We start from the raw sequence: 23,955 nt of genomic DNA on the forward strand, positions 1-23,955 counted from the left end.
GATAGCGCAATCTCCCGTATCATCGCGCCTTTTGTCGCCTTGCCACCGCAGCCCAGATGTCCGTACCCATACCCGACTCCCGCCCGTTCTTCGCCCGACCCCGCGCCGTGCTGGCGGTGGCCACGCTGTGCTGCCTGCTGTGGGGCAGCTCCTATCCCTCGATCAAGACCGGCTATGCACTGCTGGGTATTGCCCAGCACGACGTGCCGTCGAAGCTGATCTTCGCCGGCTACCGCTTCCTGATCGCAGGCCTGTGCCTCGTCGTGCTGGCCCTGCTGCTGAAGAGGCCAGCCCTGGCGCTGACGGGCCGCCAGTTGCGCCAGCTGACCGTGCTGGGACTGGCGCAGACAGGCCTGCAGTACGTGTTCTTCTACATCGGCCTCGCGTACACGACCGGCGTGCGCGCCTCGATCCTGAACGCCACCACCACGTTCTTTTCCGTACTGCTGGCGCACTTCATTTACCGCAATGACCGGCTGTCGCCGCGCAAGGCGGCCGGCTGCCTGCTCGGCTTTGCCGGCGTGCTGGCCGTGAACCTGGGCGGGGCAACGCTGGACTTCGCCTTCACGCTGCATGGCGAAGGCTTCATCGTCATCGCCGCCCTGGTACTGTCGGCCGCCTCGATCTACGGCAAGCAGGTGTCGAACGGCATGGATGCGATGGTCATGACGGGCTGGCAGCTGGCCATCGGCGGCCTGGCCCTGCTGGCGGGCGGCTATGCCACGGGCGGCACGGTGGGCAATATGTCGTTCGCGCCGGCGCTGCTGCTCGGCTATCTCTCGCTGCTGTCGGCCGCCGCCTTCACGCTGTGGAGCCTGCTCCTGAAGCACAACCCGGTCGGCACGATCAGCATGTATGCCTTCCTGATTCCCGTGTTCGGCGCCGCGCTGTCGGCGCTGTTCCTGCACGAAAGCATCCTCGAGTGGAAGAACCTGGCGGCGCTGGCGCTGGTGTGCGCCGGCATCCGGCTGGTGACGCGTGCACCGAAGTGAAGCGCGGCCACGCCCGCGGTGCCGAGTCGCTCGCCAACTGGCTGTGGGGGCAGCACCTCGCCGTCAGGCGGGGCCGGCTTCCTCGGGCGGATAAAGGATGCGCGTGCCTTCCACGTGCGCGAAGCGCGTGAGCGTATGCGGGCGCGTCTTGCCCGGATTGATGATGTGCTCGACGGGAATGCCGCGCACCGTGAGCGCGTCGGCCACCATCGAGCGGTGGCAGCGCCACGGCACCGCTTCCGCGCACATCAGTGCGCAGCGCTCGCCGGCGGCCAGCCGCGCCACCTCGTCCACGCCGCGCCCGAATTCCTCGCCCTGCATGTAGTCCGCATAGCCGCGGAAGGACTTGTTGTGCCATCCGGCGTTAGGGGAATCCTTGCGCGGGTGCCGCAGCCCGCCCAGCGCGGCGATGTACTGGTAGGCGATGCCGGCCGCGGCCAGCGAGGCGGGCAGCTGGTCCTGCCCGAACTGCGGGTTGTGCCGCGATTTCGGCACGGTGCGGATGTCGAGCAGGCGCTGCACGCCATGCTCCTTCAGGAGCGCGATGAATTCCTCGACGGGCCGGGTCGAATGGCCAATGGTGAAGACCGGTTGCATGCCGCGACAATAACGTGACTGGAAGGGTCTCCATTGTCGCGCAGCCGCGCGAGCAGGGGCGCCGGCTTCGTCTCGGCGATCCGCCTTCCCGCCTCGGTTACCCGGAACACCAATAATACCAATTCGTCATTGACTTTTGATTAATAATCTTCCATGCTGCCATGCACCATGTCAGACGGAGAAAACCCATGCAACCGCTCGACCGCCGACGCGACAGCGACATGGCGCGGGAGATCGACCGCGCCATCTCGATCGAACACCTGGAAGGCACGCTGAAAGCGTGGTCGCATCTCGTGCAAATCGGCCTTTCGCCGAATGCGATACGCCGTGTGCTGGACCTCGACTCCGGTGCGCAGCGCCGCCGGCGGGCGGCAATGCCGGCATCGGGCGTTTCGCGCCGGGCATGACCGGCCGCTTTTGCGTTGCACAAAAAAAGAGCCGCGCGGGCCCTGGCAGCCTGCGCGGCTCTTCTGAGCGAACGGACGATTCAGGCCGACACGACACCCGCGCCGGCCGACGCCTTGCACACGTAGATCGTGGCGCCCTGGCCGTTCGGGCCCGGGTACTCCTTTTCCACCGCCGCGCGCACCGGCGCGACCAGCGCCTCCGGCACCAGCGCCACCACGCAGCCGCCGAAGCCGCCACCGGTCATTCGCACGCCACCCTGCTCGCCGATGACGTTCTTCACGATGTCCACCAGCTGGTCGATCAGCGGCACGGTGATCTCGAAGTCGTCGCGCATCGAGGCGTGCGAGGCGGCCATCAGCTCGCCCATGCGGCGCAGGTCGCCCTTGCCCAGCGCCTCGTTGGCGGCCAGCACGCGGGCATCCTCGGTCACCACGTGGCGGGCGCGCTTCAGCGCCACGGCATCGAGCTCGCCGCCGCGCGCATCGAGCATGGCCTGGTCCACGTCGCGCAATGCCTTCACGCCGAAGTGGCGCGCCACTTCCTCGCACTGCTTGCGGCGCGTGTTGTACTCGCTGTCCACCAGGCCGCGCTGCACGTTCGAGTTGAAGATCATGATCGCCGCGCCGGCCGGGATCGGCACGGGCTGGGTTTCCAGCGAGCGGCAATCGATCATCAGTGCGTGACCTTCCACGCCGGAGGCGGAAATGATCTGGTCCATGTTGCCGCACTTGGTGCCCACGAAGTTGTTCTCGGCGCGCTGCGCCGTCAGGGCGATGTCGATCGGCGAGAAGTCCTCGAAGCCCGGCAGCGTGGCGAACAGGCGGCCGATGGCCACCGTCAGCGACGCCGACGAGGACAGGCCGGCGCCCTGCGGCACGTTGCCGGACACCACCATGTCGAAGCCCTGCAGCGGCAGGCCCCGTTCCACCATGTCGCGGATCACGCCGCGCACGTAGTTCGCCCACATCGGCTCGTCGCGGCGCTCGATCGGCGCGTCCAGCGCGAACTGGTCTTCCGCGCCGGCATAGTCGGCGGCCACGATATGGATGACGCGGTCGCCACGGCGGCGTGCCGCGATCACGGTCATGTAGTCGATCGCGGCCGGCAGCACGAAGCCGTCGTTGTAGTCGGTGTGCTCGCCGATCAGGTTGACGCGGCCGGGGGCCTGCACCACCACTTCGGGCGCTGCACCGAACTTGTTCTCGAACGCGGTGCGGGTATGGTTAATCAGCGTATCGCTCATCAGGATCTCTTCTTCTTGGCGTAAATCGATTATTGGCGTTGCAGGTAGTGTACATCCGGCAGTTCGCGCAGGCGCGCGGCCGCCTGTTCCGGCGTCAGGTCGCGTTGCGCCTCGGCCAGCATTTCGTAGCCGACCATGAATTTGCGCACCGAGGCCGAGCGCAGCAGCGGCGGGTAGAAGTGGGCATGCAGCTGCCACGCGGCCGTGTCGTCGGCATTGTAGGGCGCGCCGTGCCAGCCCATCGAATAGGGGAACGAGGTCTGGAACAGGTTGTCGTACTTGATCGTGAGCGCCTTCAGGATGGCGGCCAGGTCGGCACGCTGCTCCTTCGTCAGCTCTTCCAGGCGCTTCACCGCGAAGCGCGGCAGCAGCAGCGTCTCGAACGGCCAGCTGGCCCAGTACGGCACCACGGCCAGCCAGTATTCGGTCTGCACCACCACGCGCTCGCCGGCGGCCGCTTCGCGTTCCACATAGTCGAGCAGCATCGGGCGGCCATGTTCGGCCAGGTAGGCGCGCTGCTGCACGTCTTCCTTGGCCGGGGAATTCGGGATGAAGCTGTTGGCCCACACCTGGCCGTGCGGGTGCGGATTCGAGCAACCCATGGCCTGGCCCTTGTTCTCGAACACCTGCACCCACGGGTAGGTCTTGCCCAGTTCCTCGGCCTGCGCGCACCAGGTGTCGACCACCTGCTCCAGCGCCGGCAAGGTCATTTCCGGCAGCGACTTGCCGTGGTCCGGCGAGAAGCAGATCACGCGGCTGGTGCCGCGCGCCGTGGTGTTCTGGAACAGCGGGTCGCTGCTGGCCGGGGCGTCCGGCGTATCCGCCATCAGCGCGGCGAAGTCGTTGTCGAAGACAAACGTGCCCTTGTAGTCGGGATTCTTTTCACCGTTGACACGCGTATTGCCGGCGCACAGGTAGCAGTGCGGGTCGTGCGACGGTTTCGGGGAATTGTCGACGGCTTCCTGCTGGCCTTGCCAGGGACGCTTGGCGCGGTGCGGCGAAACCAGCACCCACTCGCCGATGAGGGGGTTGAAACGACGATGGGGATGGTCTGTGGGATTGAACATACGGCTCCTCTATTTATTGACTGGCGGTCAACCGGCGTGCGCCGCCCCGCCCGCCGTCAGGCGGGCCAGAGGAGCCCATCCGGAAAACCGGGCGCGACCCGGCATGATAGCGCCTTGCGCGCGATCGTGAAGCCGGGCCGCGCGATGCGTGCGCGGGGTTTAGCTTACCACCGGGCTTACCACCATGCCCCGTAGACGGCGATCAGCAGTGCGCAGATGACGGCCGAACCGACCGCGAAGCTCTTCTCGACGCGGAACATGTGGGTATCGACGATCATGCGCTTGGCCTCGCCCGAGACAGCGGCCGTCTTGCTGATCAGGACCATGCCGGCGACGACGACCCAGAACACGATGAACATGCGGTCCAGGAACGGGATCTCGTAGACGCCCGTGCCATTGTCGACGGCGAAGCCGATCGGGGCCAGGAAGGACAGGTCCATCATGCCGGGCAGGAACTTCAGGATGATCGACAGTACCAGGCCGCCGATGGTGGCGAACATGGCCGCGGCGTGCGTGGTCTTCTTCCAGAAGAAGCCCAGCAGGAACATCGCCAGGATGCCCGGCGACACGAAGCCCGTGTATTCCTGGATGAAGGCGAAGCCGCCCTTCTTGTCGATGCCCAGGAACGGCGCGATCAGCGCGGCAGCCGCGATCGAGACCACCACCGTCAGGCGGCCGACCCATACCTGCTTCTGTTCGGTGGCGGTCTTGTTGAAGTGCTGCTTGTAGATGTCCAGCGTGAAGATCGTGGCGATACTGTTGGCCTTGCCGGCCAGCGACGCCACCACGGCCGCGGTCAGCGCGGCGAAGGCAATGCCCTTGATACCGGCCGGCAGCATGGCCAGCAGGGTCGGGTAGGCGCGGTCGGGGTTCAGTTCACCGCCCACCCGCATCGAGTCGCCCAGCATGCCGGACTTGTCCAGCGCGAAGGCGGCGATACCCGGCAGTACCACGATCACCGGCATCAACAGCTTCAGGAAGGCCGCGAACAGCAGGCCCTTGCGGGCGGTCTTCAGGTCGGCGCCCAGTGCGCGCTGCGTGATGTACTGGTTGCAGCCCCAGTAGTTCAGGTTCACGATCCACATGCCGCCGATCAGCGTGGTCAAGCCCGGCAAGTCCATGTAGTTCGGGTTGCCGCGGTCGAGCACCATGTCGAAGTGCTCGCCGGCACGCACGAACAGTTCGCTGGCGCCCGCCATCGAGCCGCTCTTGCCGCCCAGCGCGGCCACCAGGTCCAACGCAATCCACGTGGTGACCAGGCCACCGACGACCAGGCACAGCACCTGGATCACGTCGGTATAACCGATCACCTTCATGCCGCCCAGCGTGATCACGGCGGCGAACACGGCCAGGAAGATCATGCAGGCGAACACATTGATGCCCGCCACCGAGGAAATGGCCAGCGCGCCGAGGTACAGGATGGACGTCAGGTTCACCACCACGTACAGGCCCAGCCAGAACAGCGCCATCGTCGTGGCCACGGCCTTGCCGTAGCGCTGTTCGAGGAACTGAGGCATCGTGTAGATGCGGTTCTTCAGGTACACGGGCATGAAGAACACCGCCACGATGATCAAGGTGGCGGCGGCCATCAGTTCATACACGGCGATGGCCATGCCGATCTTGAAACCGGAACCGCTCATGCCGATGAACTGCTCGGCCGAGATATTGGAAGCGATCAGCGAGGCGCCGATGGCCCACCAGGTCAGCGACCCTTCGGCCAGGAAATAGTCATGCGATGCCTGGCCGGATGTGCTTTTCTTGCGGCGGTAAATCCAGATGCCGTAGCCGGTGATGACGATGAAGTAAAACAGGAAGACAAGCGTGTCTAGCGTGGAAAATTGATTCATCGGAATGTGATTGAGTGTGTCTCTGTAATAGGCGGTTGGCCGCCCTGCTTCTGTTTCTTCTGCTTCTTTTCTTTCTTTTTTGTAGGAAGTCCCGGCCCGGCCTCCGCTTATGGCCATGTCCGGGACTCGTCCCCATGCCGCGACAGGATGCACCAGGCGGTGCCCCATCGGCGATCGCCACCGGAAACGCTCAGCAGGTTGATTACCGTGATGCGTTTCGGCTCATGTTGCGATAGCGCTAACTATACCATGTGCAACTACATTGCAGAGTCAAAAGATGTAGTCGAAAGCGCTTTGGTTGGTTGGGTAAGCGCGTCGGCATGAAAAATTACTACGGCAACTGGTGATTCTCAAGCGATGCGCGTGGCAATCCAGTCGCTCTCGATTGGAACTGTTTGTCAAGGGGTGCAAAATCAGGCGCGCACCGGGCACACGCCGCATGGCGCGGATGCGCGGTTTGCCGACGGAGGGCCTGGCACGGTGCATCGCTCGTGCTCGGAACCGTAGTATATGTTCGGATGGCGACCCGAAATCAGGGCATCGGCGGACGCCCTTTGGACGTTACCCCGCCTCCAGCGCGCCCAGCAGCGCCGGCAGCGGCGCCGGCTTCGTCAGATGCAGGTTGAACCCCGAGGCGGCCGTGCGGGCGCGCGCCTCGGCGTCGCCCCAGGCGGTGAGCGCGATGATGCGCAGGGCGGCGTATTCCGGCCGGGCGCGCAGGGCTGCGGCCACCTCGTAGCCATTCATGCCGGGCATGCCGATGTCGAGCAGAACCACGTCGGGATGGAACACGTCCGCCTCCTGCAATGCCGTCCTGCCGCTGAACGCCACCGACACTTCGTGACCGGAAAGGCGCACGAGTTCGGCGAGCAATTCCGCCGCATCGCAGTTGTCATCGACTATCAAAATGCGCCGCCCGGCGCCACTTTCGCTCTTCAAACTCATCATCCGTCGCCCATGCCCCGTCACGCTCCCGTCCGAGACATTACTCCTTATCATCAGGAAACTTGTAGGACAGTATCCCGGCAGCATGTCGGAACCGGACTTGACGCAACTTTATGGGCAGAATCGATTGTTACAAACCATCAAGCCTCGCCGGGCGTGGCCGCAGTGCCAGGCAGGCGGCGGCGCCAAGCGCACCCAGCAGCAACAGCTTGCGGTGCGGATAGTGCTCGATGTGCCGGGTGTACCAACTGTACGACAGCGATTCGTCGGTCCACGCGCCCGTTACGGACCCGGTGCCCGGCGTCGGCTGGTACAGATTGTCGTAACCGTTGTCCGGCTTGTCCGTTTTCTGGGTGCGGAACATCAGGCCGCCGGCAACCATCAGGCGGTCCAGCAAGGCGGGGCTGATGCGCTGCAACAAGGCGACCAGCGCGCCCTGCCCGCCCACGATGATGTCGCGCCGCGGGTGCTCGGCGGCGAACAGCACGGACTCCACCACCGTTTCCGGCGAGTACACGGGCGGTACCGGGCGTGGCTGCACGCCCAGGCGGGAGCGCGAGTTCAGGAACAGCGGCGTATCGATGAAGCTCGGCATCACCATCGTCAGCCGGATCGGCATCTTTTCGTGCACTAGTTCCATGCGCAGCGCCTCGGTGAACCCGGCGATACCGTGCTTGGACGCGACATAGGGCGCATGCAGCGGCGCGGCGCGTAGCGAAACGATCGACGCCACATTGATGATGGCCCCCTGCCGCCGCCGCCGCATCGGTTCGAGCGCCGCCTTCATGCCGTAGATATAGCCCATCAGGTCGACCTGGATGATGCGCTCGATTTCCTCGATCGTCATGTCCGCCACCGTGGCGTGCTCGTTGATGCCGGCATTGTTGATCCAGGTATCGATGCGGCCGAAGCGGGCCTCGGCCGCGTCGGCCAGCCGCTTCACCTGCTGCCACTCGGAGACGTCGGTGCGCACGGCTAGCGCGCGGCCGCCGAGCCGCTCCACTTCGCGCACGACCTCGTCCAGCGCGGCTTCGTTGCGCGCGGCCAGCACGAGGGAGGCGCGGCGGCGCGCGAAGCCCAGCGCAACCGCGCGGCCGATGCCGCTCGATGCGCCGGTGATCACCACAACTTGTTCTTCGATCGGTTTCATGGATGCCTTTCGGATCAAATGACGGGACAGTGCGGACATGGTTGCCGAGTTCGCCCCAGGCTGCAAATGCGCGTCCCAATGGTGCAGTGCACAACCTGATTCCGTCTGGCTACGATATGATGCGGGCCGGACGTATGGTTGCGCAACCAAAAAATGTTAGATCACCAAAACTCCGAGTTGGCAAGCTTGTGGTTCAGTGTACTGACGGAACAACAACGCGTCGCAAGCGAACGATTGCCGGTATTGCCGAGTTCGACTAAAGTCGGGCCTGGACAGGTGAAAACGGTTTCATAACCAGTAGACCCAGACCACCTGCCGCGGCTTCGGGACAGCATGCGCCAGAGGGCAGACCGGCCGGAATATATAAAAAACACAGGAGACAAAAGTGAGACACCTTCAGAAAACGGCGCTCGCCGTTGCCATCGCTCAACTTTCATTCTGGACCCATGGCGCAGCGTCGGGTCAGGAAGTTAGCGCTAACACGAACGCCCCCGCAGCCGGCAACGGCGCCGTCGTCGTCGTCAGTGGGCAGCGGTCCGCCCTGCAGTCGGCGCAAAAGCTGAAACAGGATGCCGACGAAGTCGTCGACTCGGTCGTGGCCGAGGATATCGGCAAGCTGCCGGACCGGTCCATCACGGAAGTACTGAGCCGCGTGGTGGGCGTGACCATGGACCGCAGCATGGCGGGTGACCCGCAGCACTACGCAGTGGAAGGCTCCGGCATCGCGATCCGTGGCCTGACCTACGTGCGCTCGGAAATGAACGGGCGCGAATCGTTCTCCGCCAACGGCGGCCGCTCGCTCAGCTTCACCGACGTGCCGCCGGAACTGATGGCTGGGGTGGACGTCTACAAGAACCCGTCCGCCGAGCAGATCGAGGGCGGCATCTCCGGCCTCGTCAATCTGCGCACGGCCATGCCGTTCGACTTCAAGGGGTTCAAGGGCTCCATCTCGGGCTCGTATGCGTGGTCCGAACTGCGCAAGGGGCAGCCCAAGCCGACCGGCTCGTTGCTGCTGTCGGACCGCTGGAACACGCGTTTCGGCGAGTTCGGTGCCCTCGTCGACCTGGCTTCCTCGGTCAGCCATACCCGCACCGACGAGCTGTTCATCGAAGCCTACTACCCGAACGCGAACGTGGAACCGGGCCGCACGGTGTGGGTGCCGCGCGGCGCGCAGTGGCGCTCGATGAACTGGGAACGCGACCGCAAGGGCCAGTACGCGGCGTTCCAGTGGCGGCCGAACCGCGACCTGACGGCATCGCTCACCTACTTCCAGTCGAAGTACAAGGAAGGCTGGTCGGAACAGGCGCTTATCTCGCAGGAGACCGGCGACCGACCCTACGGCATCCAGGTGACGAACGGCGTGTTCGACAAGAACGGTGCCTTCATCTCCGGCGTGATCTCGAACCCGGCCAACGGCGGCATCAACCTGAATTCGGACCGCCGTGTCTCCGACCGCCGCTCCGCCACGCGCGATCTGGGCCTGAACCTGAAATGGCGCATCGCGCCGGCCTGGAGTGCGACGACCGACTTCCAGGTCATCCGTGCCAGCACCGAGGCACTCGATTCCGACGTGGCGACCGGCATCCGCATGCAGAAGGAAACGCTGGACCTGTCCGGCGACATTCCGCGCATCACCTTCGATGCCGCCGACCTGGCCTACCTGTCGAACCCGGCGAATTACTACTGGGGCTACACGATGGAGCACAAGGACCGTTCGAAGGCCGAGAGCAAGGCCTGGAAGACGGACGTCAAGTACGACTTCGACCATGCGGTACTGCGCGACCTGCGCTTTGGCGTGCGCCTGCAGAACCGCAACTCACGCAACCAGAACACGAACCCCAGCTACAACTGGCAGGCCGTCAGCCAGCCCTGGATGCTGGGCAACCAGATCGATCGCCTGGCCACGCTGGACGATCCGAAGTTCGCCGGCGGCGCCACGCTGCGCACCTTCGACAACTTCTTCGGCGGCGACGCGCAGGTGCCGGCGATCATGTTCCCGGACGACGCGATGGCACGCGGCTATCCGGACAGCTATGCCAAGCTGCACACCTACCGCGAGATCCTGTGCGCAGAGAAGGGTTCCACGTGCACGCCATGGCCGAGGGCGACGTTCAACGAGGAGCCGGCCGGCACCAACTACCAGGAAGAGAAGACGCGCGCGCTCTACACGCAGCTGCGCTTCGGCTGGGACAACCTGCGCTACCCGGTGGACGGCAATATCGGCATGCGCTACGTGAAGACGAAGTCCACCGCCTACGGCTACACGACCTATACCCCGAGCGTGAGCATTCGCGACCTCCAGAACAACCCCAACGCCGCGGGCCGGGACAAGATCGCCAACATCGCTCCGATCGCTGAGCGCCGCGACTACGAAAACGACTACGGCCACTGGCTGCCAAGCCTCAACCTGCGCTTGAAGTACAGCGACGAGCTGCAATTCAGGATGGCGGTCGCGCGGGCGATGTCGCGCCCGGACTTCTCGCAGATGAAGGCCTACACGCCACTGTCGCAGACGGCGACCACCATCACGACCAACGGCGCGACGACTGTCACCAACGCCTCGCTGACCGGCACCGCCGATGGCAACCCGAACCTGCGCCCCATTACCGCCACCTCGGTGGACGTGACGGCCGAATGGTACTTCGCCAAGGCCGGCTCGCTGACCGCCGCGGTGTTCAACAAGGACCTGAAGAACGTGATCGTCAACCAGCTGTACAACTACGAAGTCACGGACGTGAACGGCCGCGTGCAGAACTTCGCGGTAACGGGCCCGGTCAACGGCGCGCACGGCTTCGCGCGCGGCTTTGAGCTGGCCTACCAGCAGTACTACGACTGGCTGCCGGGCTACCTGAAAGGCCTGGGCGTGCAGGCCAGCTTCACCTACGTGGACAGCGAGCGCAAGCTGGATAACCCGGTGAGCGCCGAATATTGCTCGGGCGGCGACGGCGCCTCCAACCTGAACCTGTACATCAACGGCTGCGACACCGACGGCCGCACCTTCGGCAACCTGCCGATGCAGGGCCTGTCGAAGCGCACCGTGAACTTCGCCCTGATGTACGAACGCGGCCCGATCTCGGCACGGGTGGCCTACAACTGGCGCTCGCGCTACCTGGCCGGCGTGAACCAGTGGGGCACGCGCGACACGAACGGCAAGGACACCAACCCGGCCAGCCCGACCTTCGGCCAGAACAACGTGGCCTGGGGCCTGCCGCTGTGGCAGGAAGACTACGGCCAGGTGGACGCGTCGATCTTCTGGAACGTCACGGACAAGCTGCGCATCGGCCTGGAAGGGCAGAACCTGAACGACGCGCGCTCGAAGCAGACGATGCAGCAACATGCCGGCACGTTCGGGCATGCATGGTTCGTGACGGGGCCGCGGTACGCGGTTCAGGCGAGCTACAACTTCTGACGGCAGTTTCTCGCCAGCGCACCTCGCGAGATGCGCTGGCGATTGGCCGCCGAACACCGGTGTCAGACGCCATTTCCCCTGGGAAATGGTGCCTGGCACCGGTTCTTTTGTGCCGGCGGCCACGGCAAGCGCGCGGACAAGCAGGCAGCTTTTCACTATCATCTCACCCGATTCATCAACAAGGAACTCCATGCAAACACGACAACTCGCCAACTTCACCGTCCCCGAAATCGGTCTCGGCTGCTGGCAGCTGGGGGGCGGCTGGCGCGACGACTGGGATGACGCGGTAGCGCAGCAGACGCTGGCCACCGCGTACGACGCCGGCGTGCGCTTCATCGACACGGCCGACGTCTACGGCGACGGCGCCAGCGAGCGCTCGATCGGCAGCTTCCTCGCGACCCACCAGGACCCTTCCCTCGTCGTGGCCACGAAGCTCGGCCGCGCCGGCATCTATCCGGACGGCTACACGCGCACATCGCTGCGCGAAGCCACGCTGCGCTCGATCGAGCGGCTCGGCGTGCAAGCGCTGGACCTCACGCAGCTGCACTGCGTGCCCACCGACGTGCTTCGCCAGGGCCACGTCTTCGACTGGCTGCGCGAGCTGCAGCAGGAAGGGCTGATCCGCCGCTGGGGCGCCAGCGTGGAATCGGTCGAGGAAGGCATGATCTGCCTGGAGCAGGATGGCCTGGCCTCGCTGCAGGTGATCTTCAACATCTTCCGCCAGAAGCCGGCGGAACAATTGCTGCCGCGCGCGAAGGCGCAAAACGTGGGCATCATCGTGCGCCTGCCGCTGGCCAGCGGCCTGCTGGGCGGGAAGATCACGCGGGAGACCGTGTTCCGCCAGGACGACCACCGCCACTTCAACCGCGACGGCCAGCATTTCAACGTGGGCGAAACCTTCGCGGGCCTGGAGCTGGAGCGCGGCATCGCCGCCGCCGAACAGGTGGCCGCCCTCGTCCCGCCGGGCATGACGATGGCGCAGATGGCGCTGCGCTGGATCCTCGACCACGACGCCGTCTCCGTGGTGATTCCCGGCGCCAGCTCGCCCGCGCAGGTCACCGCCAACGTGGCCGCCGCCGGCGTCCCGCCGCTGCCCGCCACGCTGCGCGCCGCGCTGGCCGAGGTGTACGTGCAGCAGGTGCGCGACCATATTCGCGGGCCGTACTGAGCCTTGGCCATTGAGCGTTGACCATTGAGCGTTGGCCATTGAGCGTTAGCCATTGAGCGTTGGTGTCGTACACCATTTCCATCGGAAATGGTGTACGACACCGGTTTTCCTTACCGCCAGTCGCGACCTCAAGGGAAAACCGGTGGCTTGGCAGGGATTTCGCGGAGCATGCTCCGCGCCTGCCAAGCGGTGATGGCATGCATGCCATCACTCCTTCCGCACACTTTTTCCGGATGAAGCACCCGGAAAAAATGTCCGACACCAGCTGCTCTGCCTTTCCTATCTGCCCACCACCCCCAGCACCGCGAGACTCATCGCCACCGCCGCCGTCTTGATCGACGGCTCCGGCACCGGCGCATAGAACGGCGAATGGTTGAACGCCACCGGCTTGCCGCCCGGCCGCTGCGCCTCGGCCACGTCCTTCGGATCGTACACGCCCGTGAAGAAGAACATCGACGGGATGCCCTGGTTGACGAACAGCGAGAAATCCTCGCTGGCCGTCATCGCCGGCATGCGCTGCGCATTCGCGTCGCCGAACGCGTCCTTGAACACGGCTTCCGTGCTGCGCACCAGCGCCGCGTTGTTGACGATGGCCTGGCCGCCGGCTCTCAGCTTCACGTCGGGCGCCGGCGCGCCGGCCATGGCGGCCGAGGCGTTGGCCACGCGGCGCACGCCGTCCAGCAATTTTTCGCGCACCTGGGGGCTGTAGGAACGGATGGTGCCGTGCACTTCCACGCTGTCCGGGATGATATTGCCGACCGTGCCGCCATTGATCGCGCCGATCGTCACCACGCCGAATTCCTTGGGATCCTTCTCGCGGCTGATGACGGTCTGCACGTCGACCACGAAGCGGGCGGCGATGGTGACGGGGTCCACGGTCTTGTCCGGCGCCGAGCCGTGGCCGCCGCGGCCCTTGAACACGATGTCCAGTCCGTCGGAATTGGAGGACACCGGTCCCTCCTCGAAGCCCACCGTGCCGTGCGCCAGCGGCCAGGTATGCAGCGCGAACGCGTGGTCGGGCCGGGGGAAGCGCTTGAACAGGCCGTCGTCCAGCATCGCCTTCGCGCCGGACGTGATTTCCTCGGCCGGCTGGCCGATGAAGACCAGGGTACCCTGCCAGCGCTGCTTCAGCTCCACCAGCGTGCGCGCCGTCCCCAGCCAGCTGGCCATGTGCACGTCGTGCCCGCAGCTGTGCATGACGTAGGTTTCGCGCCCGTCGCTCTGCGCCCTGGCGCGGCTGGCGTACGGCAGCCCCGTCTTCTCTTCCATCGGCAAGCCGTCGAGGTCCGTGCGCACCAGTACCGTGGGGCCGGCGCCATTGCGCAGCACGGCCACGATGCCCGTCCTGCCCACCTTTTCCGTCACCTCGAAACCCAGCTTGCGCATCTCGGCGGCCAGCTTGCCGGCGGTGCGCACTTCCTGGAACGCCAGCTCCGGGTGGGCATGCAGGTCCTTGTAGATGCCGTCGAGCCAGGGATACATGGCGTCGACGCGCGCGCGCACATCGCCCTTCAGCGGGGCGGCCGGCTGGGCCAGCGCGGCGACAGGGCAGGACAGCGCGGCGGCGAGCGCGCATAGGGCGAACGTGGATTTCAAGCGGGTCTCCCGGTGGCGGCATGGTGCCGGAACGCCAACTATAGCCGACAATATGGCCGGGGACACGCCCGCCAGTGCGGCGCCGCGCCCTCGCGCTATTGCAGCCGCGGTTGTGGGATAATGACGCTTTACCCGAAACGCATCGCCATGGAACGCTCAACCCGCCAGCGCACCGCGATTCGCGCGGCGATCGAAGCCGCCGCGCGACCGCTCAGCCCCCAGGAAATCCACGACGCCGTGCGCGTGACCGTTCCTGAAATCGGCATCGCGACCATCTACCGCAACCTGAAGCTGCTGCTGGGCGAAGGCGAGATCCAGACCGTCACGCTGCCGGGCGAGAACCCGCGCTACGAAACGGCGCATCTGGCCCACCATCACCACCACCACTTCCACTGCATCCCCTGCGACCGCGTGTTCGAGGTGGAAGGCTGCCCGGGCCAGATGGACGACCTGGCGCCGGAAGGCTTCACGATCGACCGCCACGAGCTCACGCTGTACGGCGAATGCGCCGAGTGCGCCGCCAAGCGCAAGGGCGCGCCGGCCGCCAAGCGGCCCGCGCGCCCGCACAAGCATTGAATACCTCGTGACGGCGATCAGCCCGAAGGCGTAGCCCGTGGGTCAGGTCAGAACGTCACCCGCACCCCCGCCGTCAGGTTCCGCCCCGGCAGCGGCGCGGCTGCCTTGATGAACGAGGTGTGGCTGAACGCCAGTTCGTCCGTCACATTGTTCAACCGCGCATAGAATTGCACAGGCTGGCCGGCGATCCGGGTGTTGTAGTGCGTACCCAGGTTCAGCATGTTGTAGCCGTCCGTGCGCGACTCGTACGATGCCAGGTCGTCCTGCGTGGCGACGCGGTAGGCCTCGACCATGCCGTGCCAGCCGCGCCATTCGCCATCGAGCTTCACGCCGATGCGCCCCGCCGGGATGCGGGGAATATTGCCGCCGCCGTCGCGCAGTCTGGCGCGCACGTAGTCGCCGAACAGCGTGGCTTCCAGGTTCGCCGTCAGTTCCTGCCGCACCTCGCCCTCGATGCCGGTGAAGGTGGCGTCCTGCTGCGCATAGTCCACCAGCTGGAAGCCTTCGTGGTTGTCCAGCGTGCGCGCGTAGATATAGTTGTCGATGCGGTTGCGGAACGCGCTCACGGAGAACGTGGTGGGGCCGGCGAACTTGCGCAGCGTGATGTCGACATTGTTCGAGGTTTCCTTCGTCAGGTTCTCGTTGCCGACTTCCCAGGTGCTGGTGGCGAGGTGGATGCCGTCGGCATACAGCTCTTCCGCGCTGGGCAGCCGGTGGCTGCGCGACACGGCGGCGCGCAGCGAGTACTGCGGCGCGAATTTCCACACAGCGCCGAGCGCGAACGAGGTGCCGCGAGCGTCGCGATCGCGGTCGCGCGCGCCGTCGACTTCGATGTCCTGCCATTCATGGCGCAGGCCAGCCTCGAAGCGCCAGTCGGCGATCCGGTATTCCTCCGTCGCGAAGGCGGCGTGCTTCTTCGTCACCGTGGCCGGCACATAGGCTTCCTCGCCCAGGGCCGCGAAGTCGCGCCGCGTGGTTTGCAGACCGACCACGCCGCGCCAGCCGCCCACCGGCTGGTGTTCGAATTCCAGGCGCGCATCGTGCGCCTTGCTGGTGAACGTGGTGGCGACTTCGGCGCCCTCGATCTCGTCGTGGCGGTAGTCCGTGTACGAGGCACGCAGGCGCACCTTCGAGAAGCCGGCAAACGGGTCGCGGTATTCGCCGCGCACGTCCCAGCGGTCGCTGTCCAGCTTCACGTAGGGGATGGCGCCTTCCTCGTGCTCGTGGCCGTGGTCGTGCTCGTCGCCTTCTTCTTCCTCGTGGCTGCCGCAGTGCAGGTGATCGCCGTGCGGGTGGCAGCCCTCGAATTCGTGGTTGTGGCCGGGAATGCCGTACTCGGTACGTTCCTTCGTGTACGCCGCGCCCAGGTAGCCGCGCGCACCGATCCACGACAAGCCCACGGTGCCCGATTCCGTGTCCTTGTAGCTGCCGCCCACGCGGCGGCCCTCGCTCCAGTCCTCGCCGACGCGGTAATCGTTGGCGTCGCGCTTCACGCCTTCGGCATGGAAGGCCACGCTGCCCGCCTTTGCCGTCATCTCGAAGGCTCCCGCCTTTTCCCGCGCGGCCGAGCTGGCCCGCACCTCGGCGCTGCCTTCCACCTGCTTGCCCGGCAGGCTGGTGGGAATCTTGCGGTCGATGATATTGACCACGCCGCCCACGGCGCCGCCGCCATAGGCCAGCGCCGACGGCCCACGCAGCACTTCGATGCGCTCGGCCAGCAGCGGCTCGAAGCCCACCGCGTGATCGGGACTGATCGTCGACGCATCCTGTACTTCCGCGCCGTCGGCCAGGATCTTCACGCGCGGGCCATCCATGCCGCGGATCACGGGCCGGCTGGCACCGGCGCCGAAGTGGCTGGACGTGATGCCCGGCAGGCGGCCCAGCGTCTCGCCCAGTGTCGATTCGCGCACCCGCACGAGTTCGTCGCCGGAGAGCGTGGTGGCCGGCGTGATCATGTCGTCCGACAGAATACCCAGCGCGCTGGCGGACACCAGCACGGTGGGAATGCTGTCCGGATCGCCGCCGTGGCGGGGCCCCTGCCCCTGGGCTTGGGCGGTCGATGCAAAACCGGTGAACTGCGCAAAGGCCAGCGCGATGGCCAGCGCCAGCGGGGTGCGTGTGTAAGACATGAATGCAATCCTCTCTGTAGTGGTGTCATGCGCGCCACCGGGCATGCCGGCGGCACAGGCCACAGATTATAATGATAAGTCATTATCATTAATAGAGGGTAAGTGACGAAATTGCATGCGCGCGGCGGTCGCCGCCCGCCGCCGAACCGGCGGATTCAGGCGGTGGCCAGCACCGCATCCACCTCGGCCGGCACGGCGGGCTTGAGCAGGTGGTGATCGAAGCCTGCGGCGCGCGTGCGCGCGCGGTCTTCCGCCGCGCCCCAGCCGGTGAGCGCGGCCAGCGGCACGGCGGCAAGGCCCGGCAGCTGGCGCAGGCGCCGCGCGGTCTCGTAGCCATCCATCCCGGGCATGCCGATATCGAGGAACACCACTTCCGGCCGGAAGGCCTCGGCGAGCGCGAGCGCGCCCGGCCCGTCGGCCGCCACGCGCGTATCGTGCCCTTCCAGTGCCAGCAGGTCGGCCAGCGAATGGGCGGCATCGACGTTGTCGTCCGCGATCAACACGCGCAGGCGCCGGCTGGGGGCTGGCGCCGATGCCGCGCGTGCCGGGCCGGACTGCCGCACGGCCGCCGCCAGCGGCAGGCGGACCGTGAACGTGCTGCCCTGCCCCGGACCGGCGCTCGCGGCCGTCACGCTGCCGCCGTGCAGGTCAAGCAACCGCCGCACCAGCGAAAGACCGATGCCCAGGCCGCCGTTGGAGCGCTCCACGTGCCGCGCCACCTGCGTGAACATGTCGAACACGGCATCGAGGGACTCGGCGGCGATGCCGATACCGTTGTCCGCCACGGCGACGACAGCCATGCCCTCCTCCGCCCACGCGGTGACGCGGATCTTGCCGTGCCGCGGCGTGTACTTCGCCGCGTTCGTCAACAGGTTGCCGATCACCTGGGCGATGCGGACGGGATCGGCCTCCACCGGCAGCGGACCCTCGGGCAGGTCGACCGCCAGGTCGTGGCCCGCCGCCTCGAGCGCGGGCATGCTCGCCTCGATGGCCGTGGCCACGATGCCGTTCAGGTCCGCCACTTCCCGATGCAGCACGATCTTCCCGCTCGATACGCGGGCAATGTCGAGCAGGTCGTTGATCAGGTGCGTCATGTGACTCAGCTGGCGGTCCATCATGCCGCTCACTTTTGCCACCGCCTCCGGGCTGCCGGCGGAGAGGCGCAGCAGCTCCAGGCCGTTGCGGATCGGCGCCAGCGGATTGCGCAGTTCGTGGGCCAGCACGGCCAGGAACTCGGACTTGTGCCGGTCCGCCTCGCGCAGCGCATCCACCGACCGCACGCGCTCGATGTGCGCCCAGCAGCGTTCCACCACGGCTTCGACCAGCGCCAGCTCCTGCGACGTCCAGCGGCGCGGGTGCTCCTGGTGCACGGCCATCATCGCCACCAGGTGGCCGCCCTTCACCAGCGGGCAGCAGATGATGGCCTTGATGCCGATGCTGTTGAACATGCCGTCGCCATCGCCCGGGGCCAGCTCCCCGTCCACATCGTTGATGACGAGCGTGCGGCCCACGCGCAGGTTCGACGTGGCCTGCGAGCCGAACAGGTCGAGCGAATACACGCCCACCGTGCTGATCGCGCCGGGCACGCGCCAGTCGTGCCGGATCGTGAACCGGTCGTTGTCCGGCTCCAGGTCGGCATAGGCAACCCGCGTGACGCGCAGGTGCTCGCCCAGCAGCCGCGTGGCTTCGCTCATGATGGCGCGCGGATCGCTGGCCACCCGGGTGGCCTCGCCGATCTCGTCCAGCAGGCGCAGCCGCTCCATCGCCGCGTCGCGCTCATGGCGCGAGGCGACCCTGGCGGTCGTTTCCACGCAGGTCAGCAGCAGTCCGGCGATGGCGCCCGCGTCGTCATGGATGGGACTCGTGAAGAACGAGACATGGACCTGCTCCGGGTAGCCGTTGCGCAGCACGGTGAAGGGCTGGTCTTCCAGGGCGCCGGTGGCGTGGCCGCGCAGGGCCGCGTCGAACACGGGGCCGACCACGTCGGCCAGCTCCGGCCACACGGCGCGGAACGGCTGGCCCATCATGCCGCCGGCCTCGTTGGCGCGCCCGCCCAGCAAGGTGCGGTAGCCGTCGTTGAACAGCAGGCGCAGCTCGCTCCCCCACATCACGCTCATCGGCTGCAGCGAATGCAGCACCATGCCGGCCGCCGTGCGCAGCGCCCGCGGCCACGTGGCGGCATCGCCGAACGGCGTCGCCCCCCAGTCGAATGGGGGGATGGCCGAAACTGCGGAAGGGTGAAGATGTGGCATGGGCGGGAACGGCAATGGACGGGGGACAGGATGGCGCAACGATACCATGCCGTCCGACAAGACGTCGGCCTCTTGTCCGGGACAGCCGGGCTGGTGCCCAGCCCTGGCGCTATGCCACTTCCGGATAGCGCGGACCATAATTGGAATAACAACGGCGTTGCATTCCCGGCTAGACTTTTTGCTTCCCCATCATAAGAACAACGTGCAATGCCGAGACACCTCCTTCCCCTCCTCGCCTGCGGCGTAGTCGCCCTTTCCGCCCACGCCGCCGAAACCCCGGTCCGGGAACGGATCTCCTTCAACACAGACTGGCGCTTCCACAAGCTCGCCGCGGGCACGTGGGAACCCGGCGAGACCTTCGCGCAGCCGGACTTCGACGACAAGACGTGGCGCCCGCTCCGCCTGCCGCACGACTGGGGCATCGAGGGCCCGTTCCGGCAGGAGTACCCGAACGACACGGGCAAGCTGCCATGGTGGGGCAAGGCGTGGTACCGCAAGCACTTCACGCTGCCGGCCGCCGACGCGGGGCGCCGCATCTACCTCGATGTCGACGGGGCGATGTCGAACGCGCAGGTATGGATCAATGGCCGCAATGTCGGCGGCTGGCCGTATGGGTATGCCTCCTGGCGCGTGGACCTCACGCCATACGTGAAACCGGGCGGCGACAACGTGCTCGCCATCCGCCTGGACAATCCGGAAGCCTCGTCGCGCTGGTATCCGGGCGGCGGCATCTACCGCAATGTGTGGCTGGTGAAGACGGCGCCCGTGCACGTGGCGCAGTACGGCACCTTCGTGACCACGCCGCAGGTGACGAAGGAATCGGCCACCGTGAATGTCGAGGTCACTGTCGACAACCACGGCCCGCAGACCGACGTGCGCATCGCGACCGACATCTACTTGCTGGACGAGACCGGGCGCCGCACCGGCACGCCGGTGGCGCGCAAGGAAGCGTCGTCGCCCGTCTGGGCGCCGGCCGACCGCCAGGCCCAGGCGAGCCAGGCCCTGATCGTGCCCAATCCGCGCCTGTGGAGCCCCGCCACGCCGCGGCGCTACGTGGCCGTCACCACGGTCACGGCCAGGGGCCGCGTGGTCGACGTGGTCGAGACGCCGTTCGGCATCCGCACCATCGCCTTCGACGCCAGGCGCGGCTTCCTGCTGAACGGCACCCGCCTGCCGATCAACGGCGTGTGCCAGCACCACGACCTGGGCGCGCTGGGCGCGGCCATCAATGTGCGCGCGCTGGAACGCCAGCTCGAGATCCTGCGCGAGATGGGCGTGAACGCCATCCGCACCAGCCATAACCCGCCGGCGCCGGAGCTGCTCGACCTGGCCGACCGCGTGGGCTTCGTGGTGGTGGCCGAGGCATTCGACATTTGGGGCGAGAAGAAGAACCCGAACGACTACCACCTGCACTACAAGGAGTGGCACGAAAAGGACTTGCGCGGCATGATCCGGCGCGACCGCAACCACCCCAGCGTGATCGCCTGGAGCATCGGCAACGAGATCGTCGAACAGGGGGCGCGCGAAGGCTGGAAGGTGGCGGCGCACCTCTCGGAGATTGCCCGCGGCGAGGACCGCACCCGCCCGACCACGGCCGCGTTCAACCATGTCGGCTCGGCCTACAACGGCTTCCAGAACGCCGTCGACGTGTTCGGCTACAACTACAAGCCGCAGGAATACGGCAAGTTCCACGAGCACGCGCCGCACGTTCCGCTGCTGGGCAGCGAGACGGCATCGACGGTCAGTTCGCGCGGCGAGTACTTCTTCCCCGTCAGCGACGACAAGTCCAAGGGGCTGGCCAACTTCCACGTCAGCAGCTACGACCTCTCCGCGCCGCCCTGGGCCACCCCGCCAGACGCCGAGTTCCGCGGGCAGGACGACAACGCGTTCGTGGCCGGCGAATTCGTGTGGACGGGCTTCGACTACCTGGGCGAACCCACGCCCTACAACAGCGACACGACGAACCTGCTCAATTTCACGGACCCGGCGCAACAGCAGCGCATGGCGCAGCAATTGCAGGACCTGAAGAAGATTGCCGTGCCGTCGCGCAGCTCCTACTTCGGCATCGTCGACCTCGCCGGCTTCAAGAAGGACCGCTTCTACATCTACCAGGCGCGCTGGCGCCCGGAGCTGCCGATGGCGCACCTGCTGCCCCACTGGACCTGGCCGGAGCGCGTGGGCCAGGTGACGCCGGTGCACCTGTACACGTCCGGCGACGAGGCCGAGCTGTTCCTCAACGGCCGTTCCCTGGGCCGCAAGAAGCGCGGCCCGCGCGACTACCGGCTGCGCTGGGACGACGTGGTGTACCAGCCCGGCACCTTGCAGGCGGTGACGTACAAGGATGGCAAGCGCTGGGCGGAGGATACCGTGCACACCGCCGGGCCGGCGGCACGGCTGCAACTGTCGGCGGACCGCGCCACGCTGCGCGCCGATGGCGACGACCTGTCCTTCGTCACCGTGACGATCGCCGACAAGGATGGCCGGCCGGTGCCGCGCACGTCGAACCGTATCAGCTTCACGCTGTCGGGCCCCGGCGAAATCGTCGCGACCGACAACGGCGATCCCACGAGCTTCGAGTCGTTCCAGTCGCCCGAGCGCAAGGCATTCAACGGGCTGGCCCTCGCCATCGTGCGCACCAGGGCCGGACAGGCCGGGAAGATGGTGTTGACGGCGACTGCCGACGGGTTGCAAAGCGCGCAGGTGACGCTGGAGAGCCGCGACAAGTAAGCAAGGCGGCACGCGCCGCTACTACTCCAGGTGTCGGACAGCATTTCCCGAGGGGAAATGCTGTCCGACACCGGTTTTCTCGCGAGGCAACGAACTCCGGCAGCGAAAAGCCGGTGTCCGACACCGAGTACGCGAGCGCTGCTAGTTTCCTCGCCCGTAAGCGTCGCGCAGGGCCCGCAACGCCAGCCCGATCAGGTCACCGGCCGTCAACCCGGCATGCAGCTGGGTCGCGTTCCCGTAGGCGATATCCATCACCAGCGCCCCGAGCCGCAGCACCGGCACGGGCGACTGCCCGCCGGGGAATATCTTCACGAGCCGCGAACCCACCTGGCGCCACTCGTCGTCGAACATCTTCGTGTGGCGCGCGGCCACCCTCGCGTCGGCACGGGCCAGCCGGGCCATGTCGACCACAAGCAGGCGCAGGTCGGGCTCGTGGCGCAAGCCGTCGGCCCAGGCGCAGACCGTGTCGATGACGGCATCCGGGCCATCCACCGCGTCCAGGCGCTGGCACAGCTCATTGGCCGCCCGCAGCGCGTAGAAGTCGAACATGGCGAAGAACAGCTCATCCTTCGACGCGAAGTTCGAATACATGGCGCCCTTCGAATATCCGGCTTCCTCGGCGATGCGGTCGATCGACGCGCCGGCATAGCCCTCGCGTGTAAACACCACCGCGGCCGAGGCCAGCAGGCGCTCGCGGGTGCGGGCGCGGCTTTGTTCGCGCGTGAGGCGCGCGGGCCGCGGGGCCGTGATGGCGTTGTCGATGCTGTCGGTCATGGTCCTCGTTTCGTGAGCTGCCTCAGCCCGCGTCGACCAGCACGGTCGGCGTGACGGACATGCCCACCTTCAGCAGTTGCGCGGCACGCTGGCCCGGATCGATGACGATCTTCACGGGCAGCCGCTGCACCACCTTCGTGAAGTTGCCGGTGGCATTGTCCGGCGCGATCGGCGAGAACGACACGCTGCTGGCGGGGGCGAGGCTGGCGACATGGCCGGTCAGCGTGGTGCCCGGCAGCATGTCGACCGCGATTGTAACGCGCTGGCCGGCGCGCACGTGGGCCAGCTGGGTTTCGCGGAAGTTTGCTTCGATATACGCCTGCTGCAGCGGCACGATCGCGAGCAGCGCGGCGCCCACCTGTGCATAGGCCCCCACGCGCACGGCGCGCTGGCCCACCACGCCGTCGATCGGCGCCTCGATGCGCGTGTACGACAGGTTCAGCTCCGCCGCCGCCAGCGCGGCCCGGGCGCGCGCCACCTGGGCGTCGGCCTGTTCCACCTGGGCGCCCAGCACGGCCAGTTCCTGCTTCGCGGCGGCCAGCGCGGCGACGTCGGCCGCGTGGTTGGCGGCGGCGGCATCGGTCTGCGACTCGGCCTGCTGGCGGTCCTGCACCGACGCGGAACCGTCCGACGCCAGGTCGCGGTAGCGCTGCGCGTTGGCCTTGGCATACTTCAGCGTGGCCGCCCCGGCGTCGATCGCGGCGGCGGCGCGCCTGATCGTGCTGCCCTGCTGCGCGATGGCGGCGCGGGCGCGCACGAGGTCGGCCTCGGCCTTCGCCAGGTCGGCGCGCGCCATGTCCACGGCCGCCACGAAGTCGCGGTCGTCGATGCGGGCCAGCAGCTGGCCCTTGCGCACGGCCTGGTGATCCTCGACCAGCACGTCGACCACCTTGCCGGCCACCTGCGGCGCCACCAGCGTGAAGTCGGCCGTCACGTAGGCGTCATCCGTGCTCTGGCGGGTCGCGCCGCCTTCGGTATGGGTCAACGACCAGGCGCTGCCGGCCGCCAGGGCGGCCACCAGCAGGCCGATCACGATCTTTGCGGAGTTGGGAAGGGACATCGTATCCTCGAAAAG

General features: G+C 66.8%; 17 protein-coding genes. 6 read left to right on the forward strand and 11 right to left on the reverse strand.

Features of this window, described 5'->3' with window-relative positions; all coding sequences use genetic code 11:
• The first annotated feature begins 56 nt into the window (after nucleotides 1-56).
• The gene (locus V6Z91_RS24945; protein WP_338762601.1) at nucleotides 57-992 is read left to right on the forward strand and encodes a DMT family transporter; all 936 of its coding nucleotides are present in this window, start codon (nucleotides 57-59) and stop codon (nucleotides 990-992) included.
• 63 nt (nucleotides 993-1,055) lie between these two features.
• On the opposite strand, the gene V6Z91_RS24950 is transcribed toward V6Z91_RS24945, so the two are convergent.
• A complete protein-coding gene (locus V6Z91_RS24950; protein WP_338762603.1) occupies nucleotides 1,056-1,589 on the reverse strand; it encodes a DUF488 domain-containing protein in 534 nt (177 codons plus the stop codon).
• Nucleotides 1,590-1,777: 188 nt separating this feature from the next.
• Between V6Z91_RS24950 and V6Z91_RS24955 the strand changes: the two genes are divergently transcribed.
• On the forward strand, nucleotides 1,778-1,996 hold the full coding sequence (locus V6Z91_RS24955; RefSeq protein ID WP_338762605.1) for a hypothetical protein: 219 nt from the start codon (nucleotides 1,778-1,780) through the stop codon (nucleotides 1,994-1,996).
• A gap of 80 nt (nucleotides 1,997-2,076) precedes the next feature.
• Here the strand turns inward: V6Z91_RS24955 and galK are convergent, their stop codons facing one another.
• The 5 genes from galK to V6Z91_RS24980 all read right to left on the reverse strand — a co-directional run bounded on the left by galK (nucleotide 2,077) and on the right by V6Z91_RS24980 (nucleotide 8,249).
• Entirely contained in the window at nucleotides 2,077-3,240 is a 1,164-nt protein-coding gene (gene galK, locus V6Z91_RS24960) for a galactokinase (protein WP_338762607.1), read from the reverse strand.
• 29 nt (nucleotides 3,241-3,269) lie between these two features.
• On the reverse strand, nucleotides 3,270-4,307 hold the full coding sequence (locus V6Z91_RS24965; RefSeq protein WP_338762609.1) for a UDP-glucose--hexose-1-phosphate uridylyltransferase: 1,038 nt from the start codon (nucleotides 4,305-4,307) through the stop codon (nucleotides 3,270-3,272).
• A gap of 176 nt (nucleotides 4,308-4,483) precedes the next feature.
• Nucleotides 4,484-6,154, reverse strand: a complete 1,671-nt coding sequence (locus V6Z91_RS24970) for a sodium/solute symporter (protein WP_338762611.1) — start codon at nucleotides 6,152-6,154, stop codon at nucleotides 4,484-4,486.
• Between the two features lie 561 nt (nucleotides 6,155-6,715).
• Nucleotides 6,716-7,102, reverse strand: coding sequence for a response regulator (locus V6Z91_RS24975; RefSeq protein ID WP_338762613.1), 387 nt, complete (start codon nucleotides 7,100-7,102; stop codon nucleotides 6,716-6,718).
• A 127-nt stretch (nucleotides 7,103-7,229) separates the two neighbouring features.
• Nucleotides 7,230-8,249: an SDR family oxidoreductase gene (locus V6Z91_RS24980; RefSeq protein ID WP_338762616.1), complete on the reverse strand. Its 1,020-nt coding sequence runs from the start codon at nucleotides 8,247-8,249 to the stop codon at nucleotides 7,230-7,232.
• A gap of 385 nt (nucleotides 8,250-8,634) precedes the next feature.
• Here V6Z91_RS24980 and V6Z91_RS24985 point away from each other — a divergent pair, with 385 nt between their 5' ends.
• Nucleotides 8,635-11,658 (forward strand): TonB-dependent receptor, encoded by a 3,024-nt coding sequence (locus tag V6Z91_RS24985; protein WP_338762619.1) that lies wholly within the window; start codon nucleotides 8,635-8,637, stop codon nucleotides 11,656-11,658.
• A 190-nt stretch (nucleotides 11,659-11,848) separates the two neighbouring features.
• On the forward strand, nucleotides 11,849-12,826 hold the full coding sequence (locus V6Z91_RS24990; protein WP_338762622.1) for an aldo/keto reductase: 978 nt from the start codon (nucleotides 11,849-11,851) through the stop codon (nucleotides 12,824-12,826).
• Between the two features lie 279 nt (nucleotides 12,827-13,105).
• On the opposite strand, the gene V6Z91_RS24995 is transcribed toward V6Z91_RS24990, so the two are convergent.
• The gene (locus V6Z91_RS24995; RefSeq protein ID WP_338772046.1) at nucleotides 13,106-14,362 is read right to left on the reverse strand and encodes an amidohydrolase; all 1,257 of its coding nucleotides are present in this window, start codon (nucleotides 14,360-14,362) and stop codon (nucleotides 13,106-13,108) included.
• 207 nt (nucleotides 14,363-14,569) lie between these two features.
• Between V6Z91_RS24995 and V6Z91_RS25000 the strand changes: the two genes are divergently transcribed.
• On the forward strand, nucleotides 14,570-14,998 hold the full coding sequence (locus V6Z91_RS25000; protein ID WP_338762624.1) for a transcriptional repressor: 429 nt from the start codon (nucleotides 14,570-14,572) through the stop codon (nucleotides 14,996-14,998).
• Between the two features lie 47 nt (nucleotides 14,999-15,045).
• On the opposite strand, the gene V6Z91_RS25005 is transcribed toward V6Z91_RS25000, so the two are convergent.
• Nucleotides 15,046-17,127, reverse strand: coding sequence for a TonB-dependent receptor (locus V6Z91_RS25005; RefSeq protein ID WP_338762626.1), 2,082 nt, complete (start codon nucleotides 17,125-17,127; stop codon nucleotides 15,046-15,048).
• Nucleotides 17,128-17,282: 155 nt separating this feature from the next.
• Complete coding sequence (locus V6Z91_RS25010) at nucleotides 17,283-19,379, reverse strand: ATP-binding protein (RefSeq protein WP_338762628.1); 2,097 nt, start codon at nucleotides 19,377-19,379, stop codon at nucleotides 17,283-17,285.
• Between the two features lie 207 nt (nucleotides 19,380-19,586).
• Here V6Z91_RS25010 and galB point away from each other — a divergent pair, with 207 nt between their 5' ends.
• Entirely contained in the window at nucleotides 19,587-22,106 is a 2,520-nt protein-coding gene (galB, locus tag V6Z91_RS25015) for a beta-galactosidase GalB (RefSeq protein ID WP_338762630.1), read from the forward strand.
• A 141-nt stretch (nucleotides 22,107-22,247) separates the two neighbouring features.
• Here galB and V6Z91_RS25020 read toward each other — a convergent pair whose 3' ends face one another.
• Nucleotides 22,248-22,880, reverse strand: coding sequence for a TetR/AcrR family transcriptional regulator (locus V6Z91_RS25020; protein ID WP_338762632.1), 633 nt, complete (start codon nucleotides 22,878-22,880; stop codon nucleotides 22,248-22,250).
• Between the two features lie 22 nt (nucleotides 22,881-22,902).
• Nucleotides 22,903-23,940, reverse strand: a complete 1,038-nt coding sequence (locus V6Z91_RS25025; protein ID WP_338762634.1) for an HlyD family secretion protein — start codon at nucleotides 23,938-23,940, stop codon at nucleotides 22,903-22,905.
• Nucleotides 23,941-23,955: the final 15 nt, after the last annotated feature.

It is taken from the genome of Massilia sp. METH4, from assembly GCF_037094685.1.
In the GTDB taxonomy this organism is placed as follows: domain Bacteria; phylum Pseudomonadota; class Gammaproteobacteria; order Burkholderiales; family Burkholderiaceae_D; genus Rugamonas.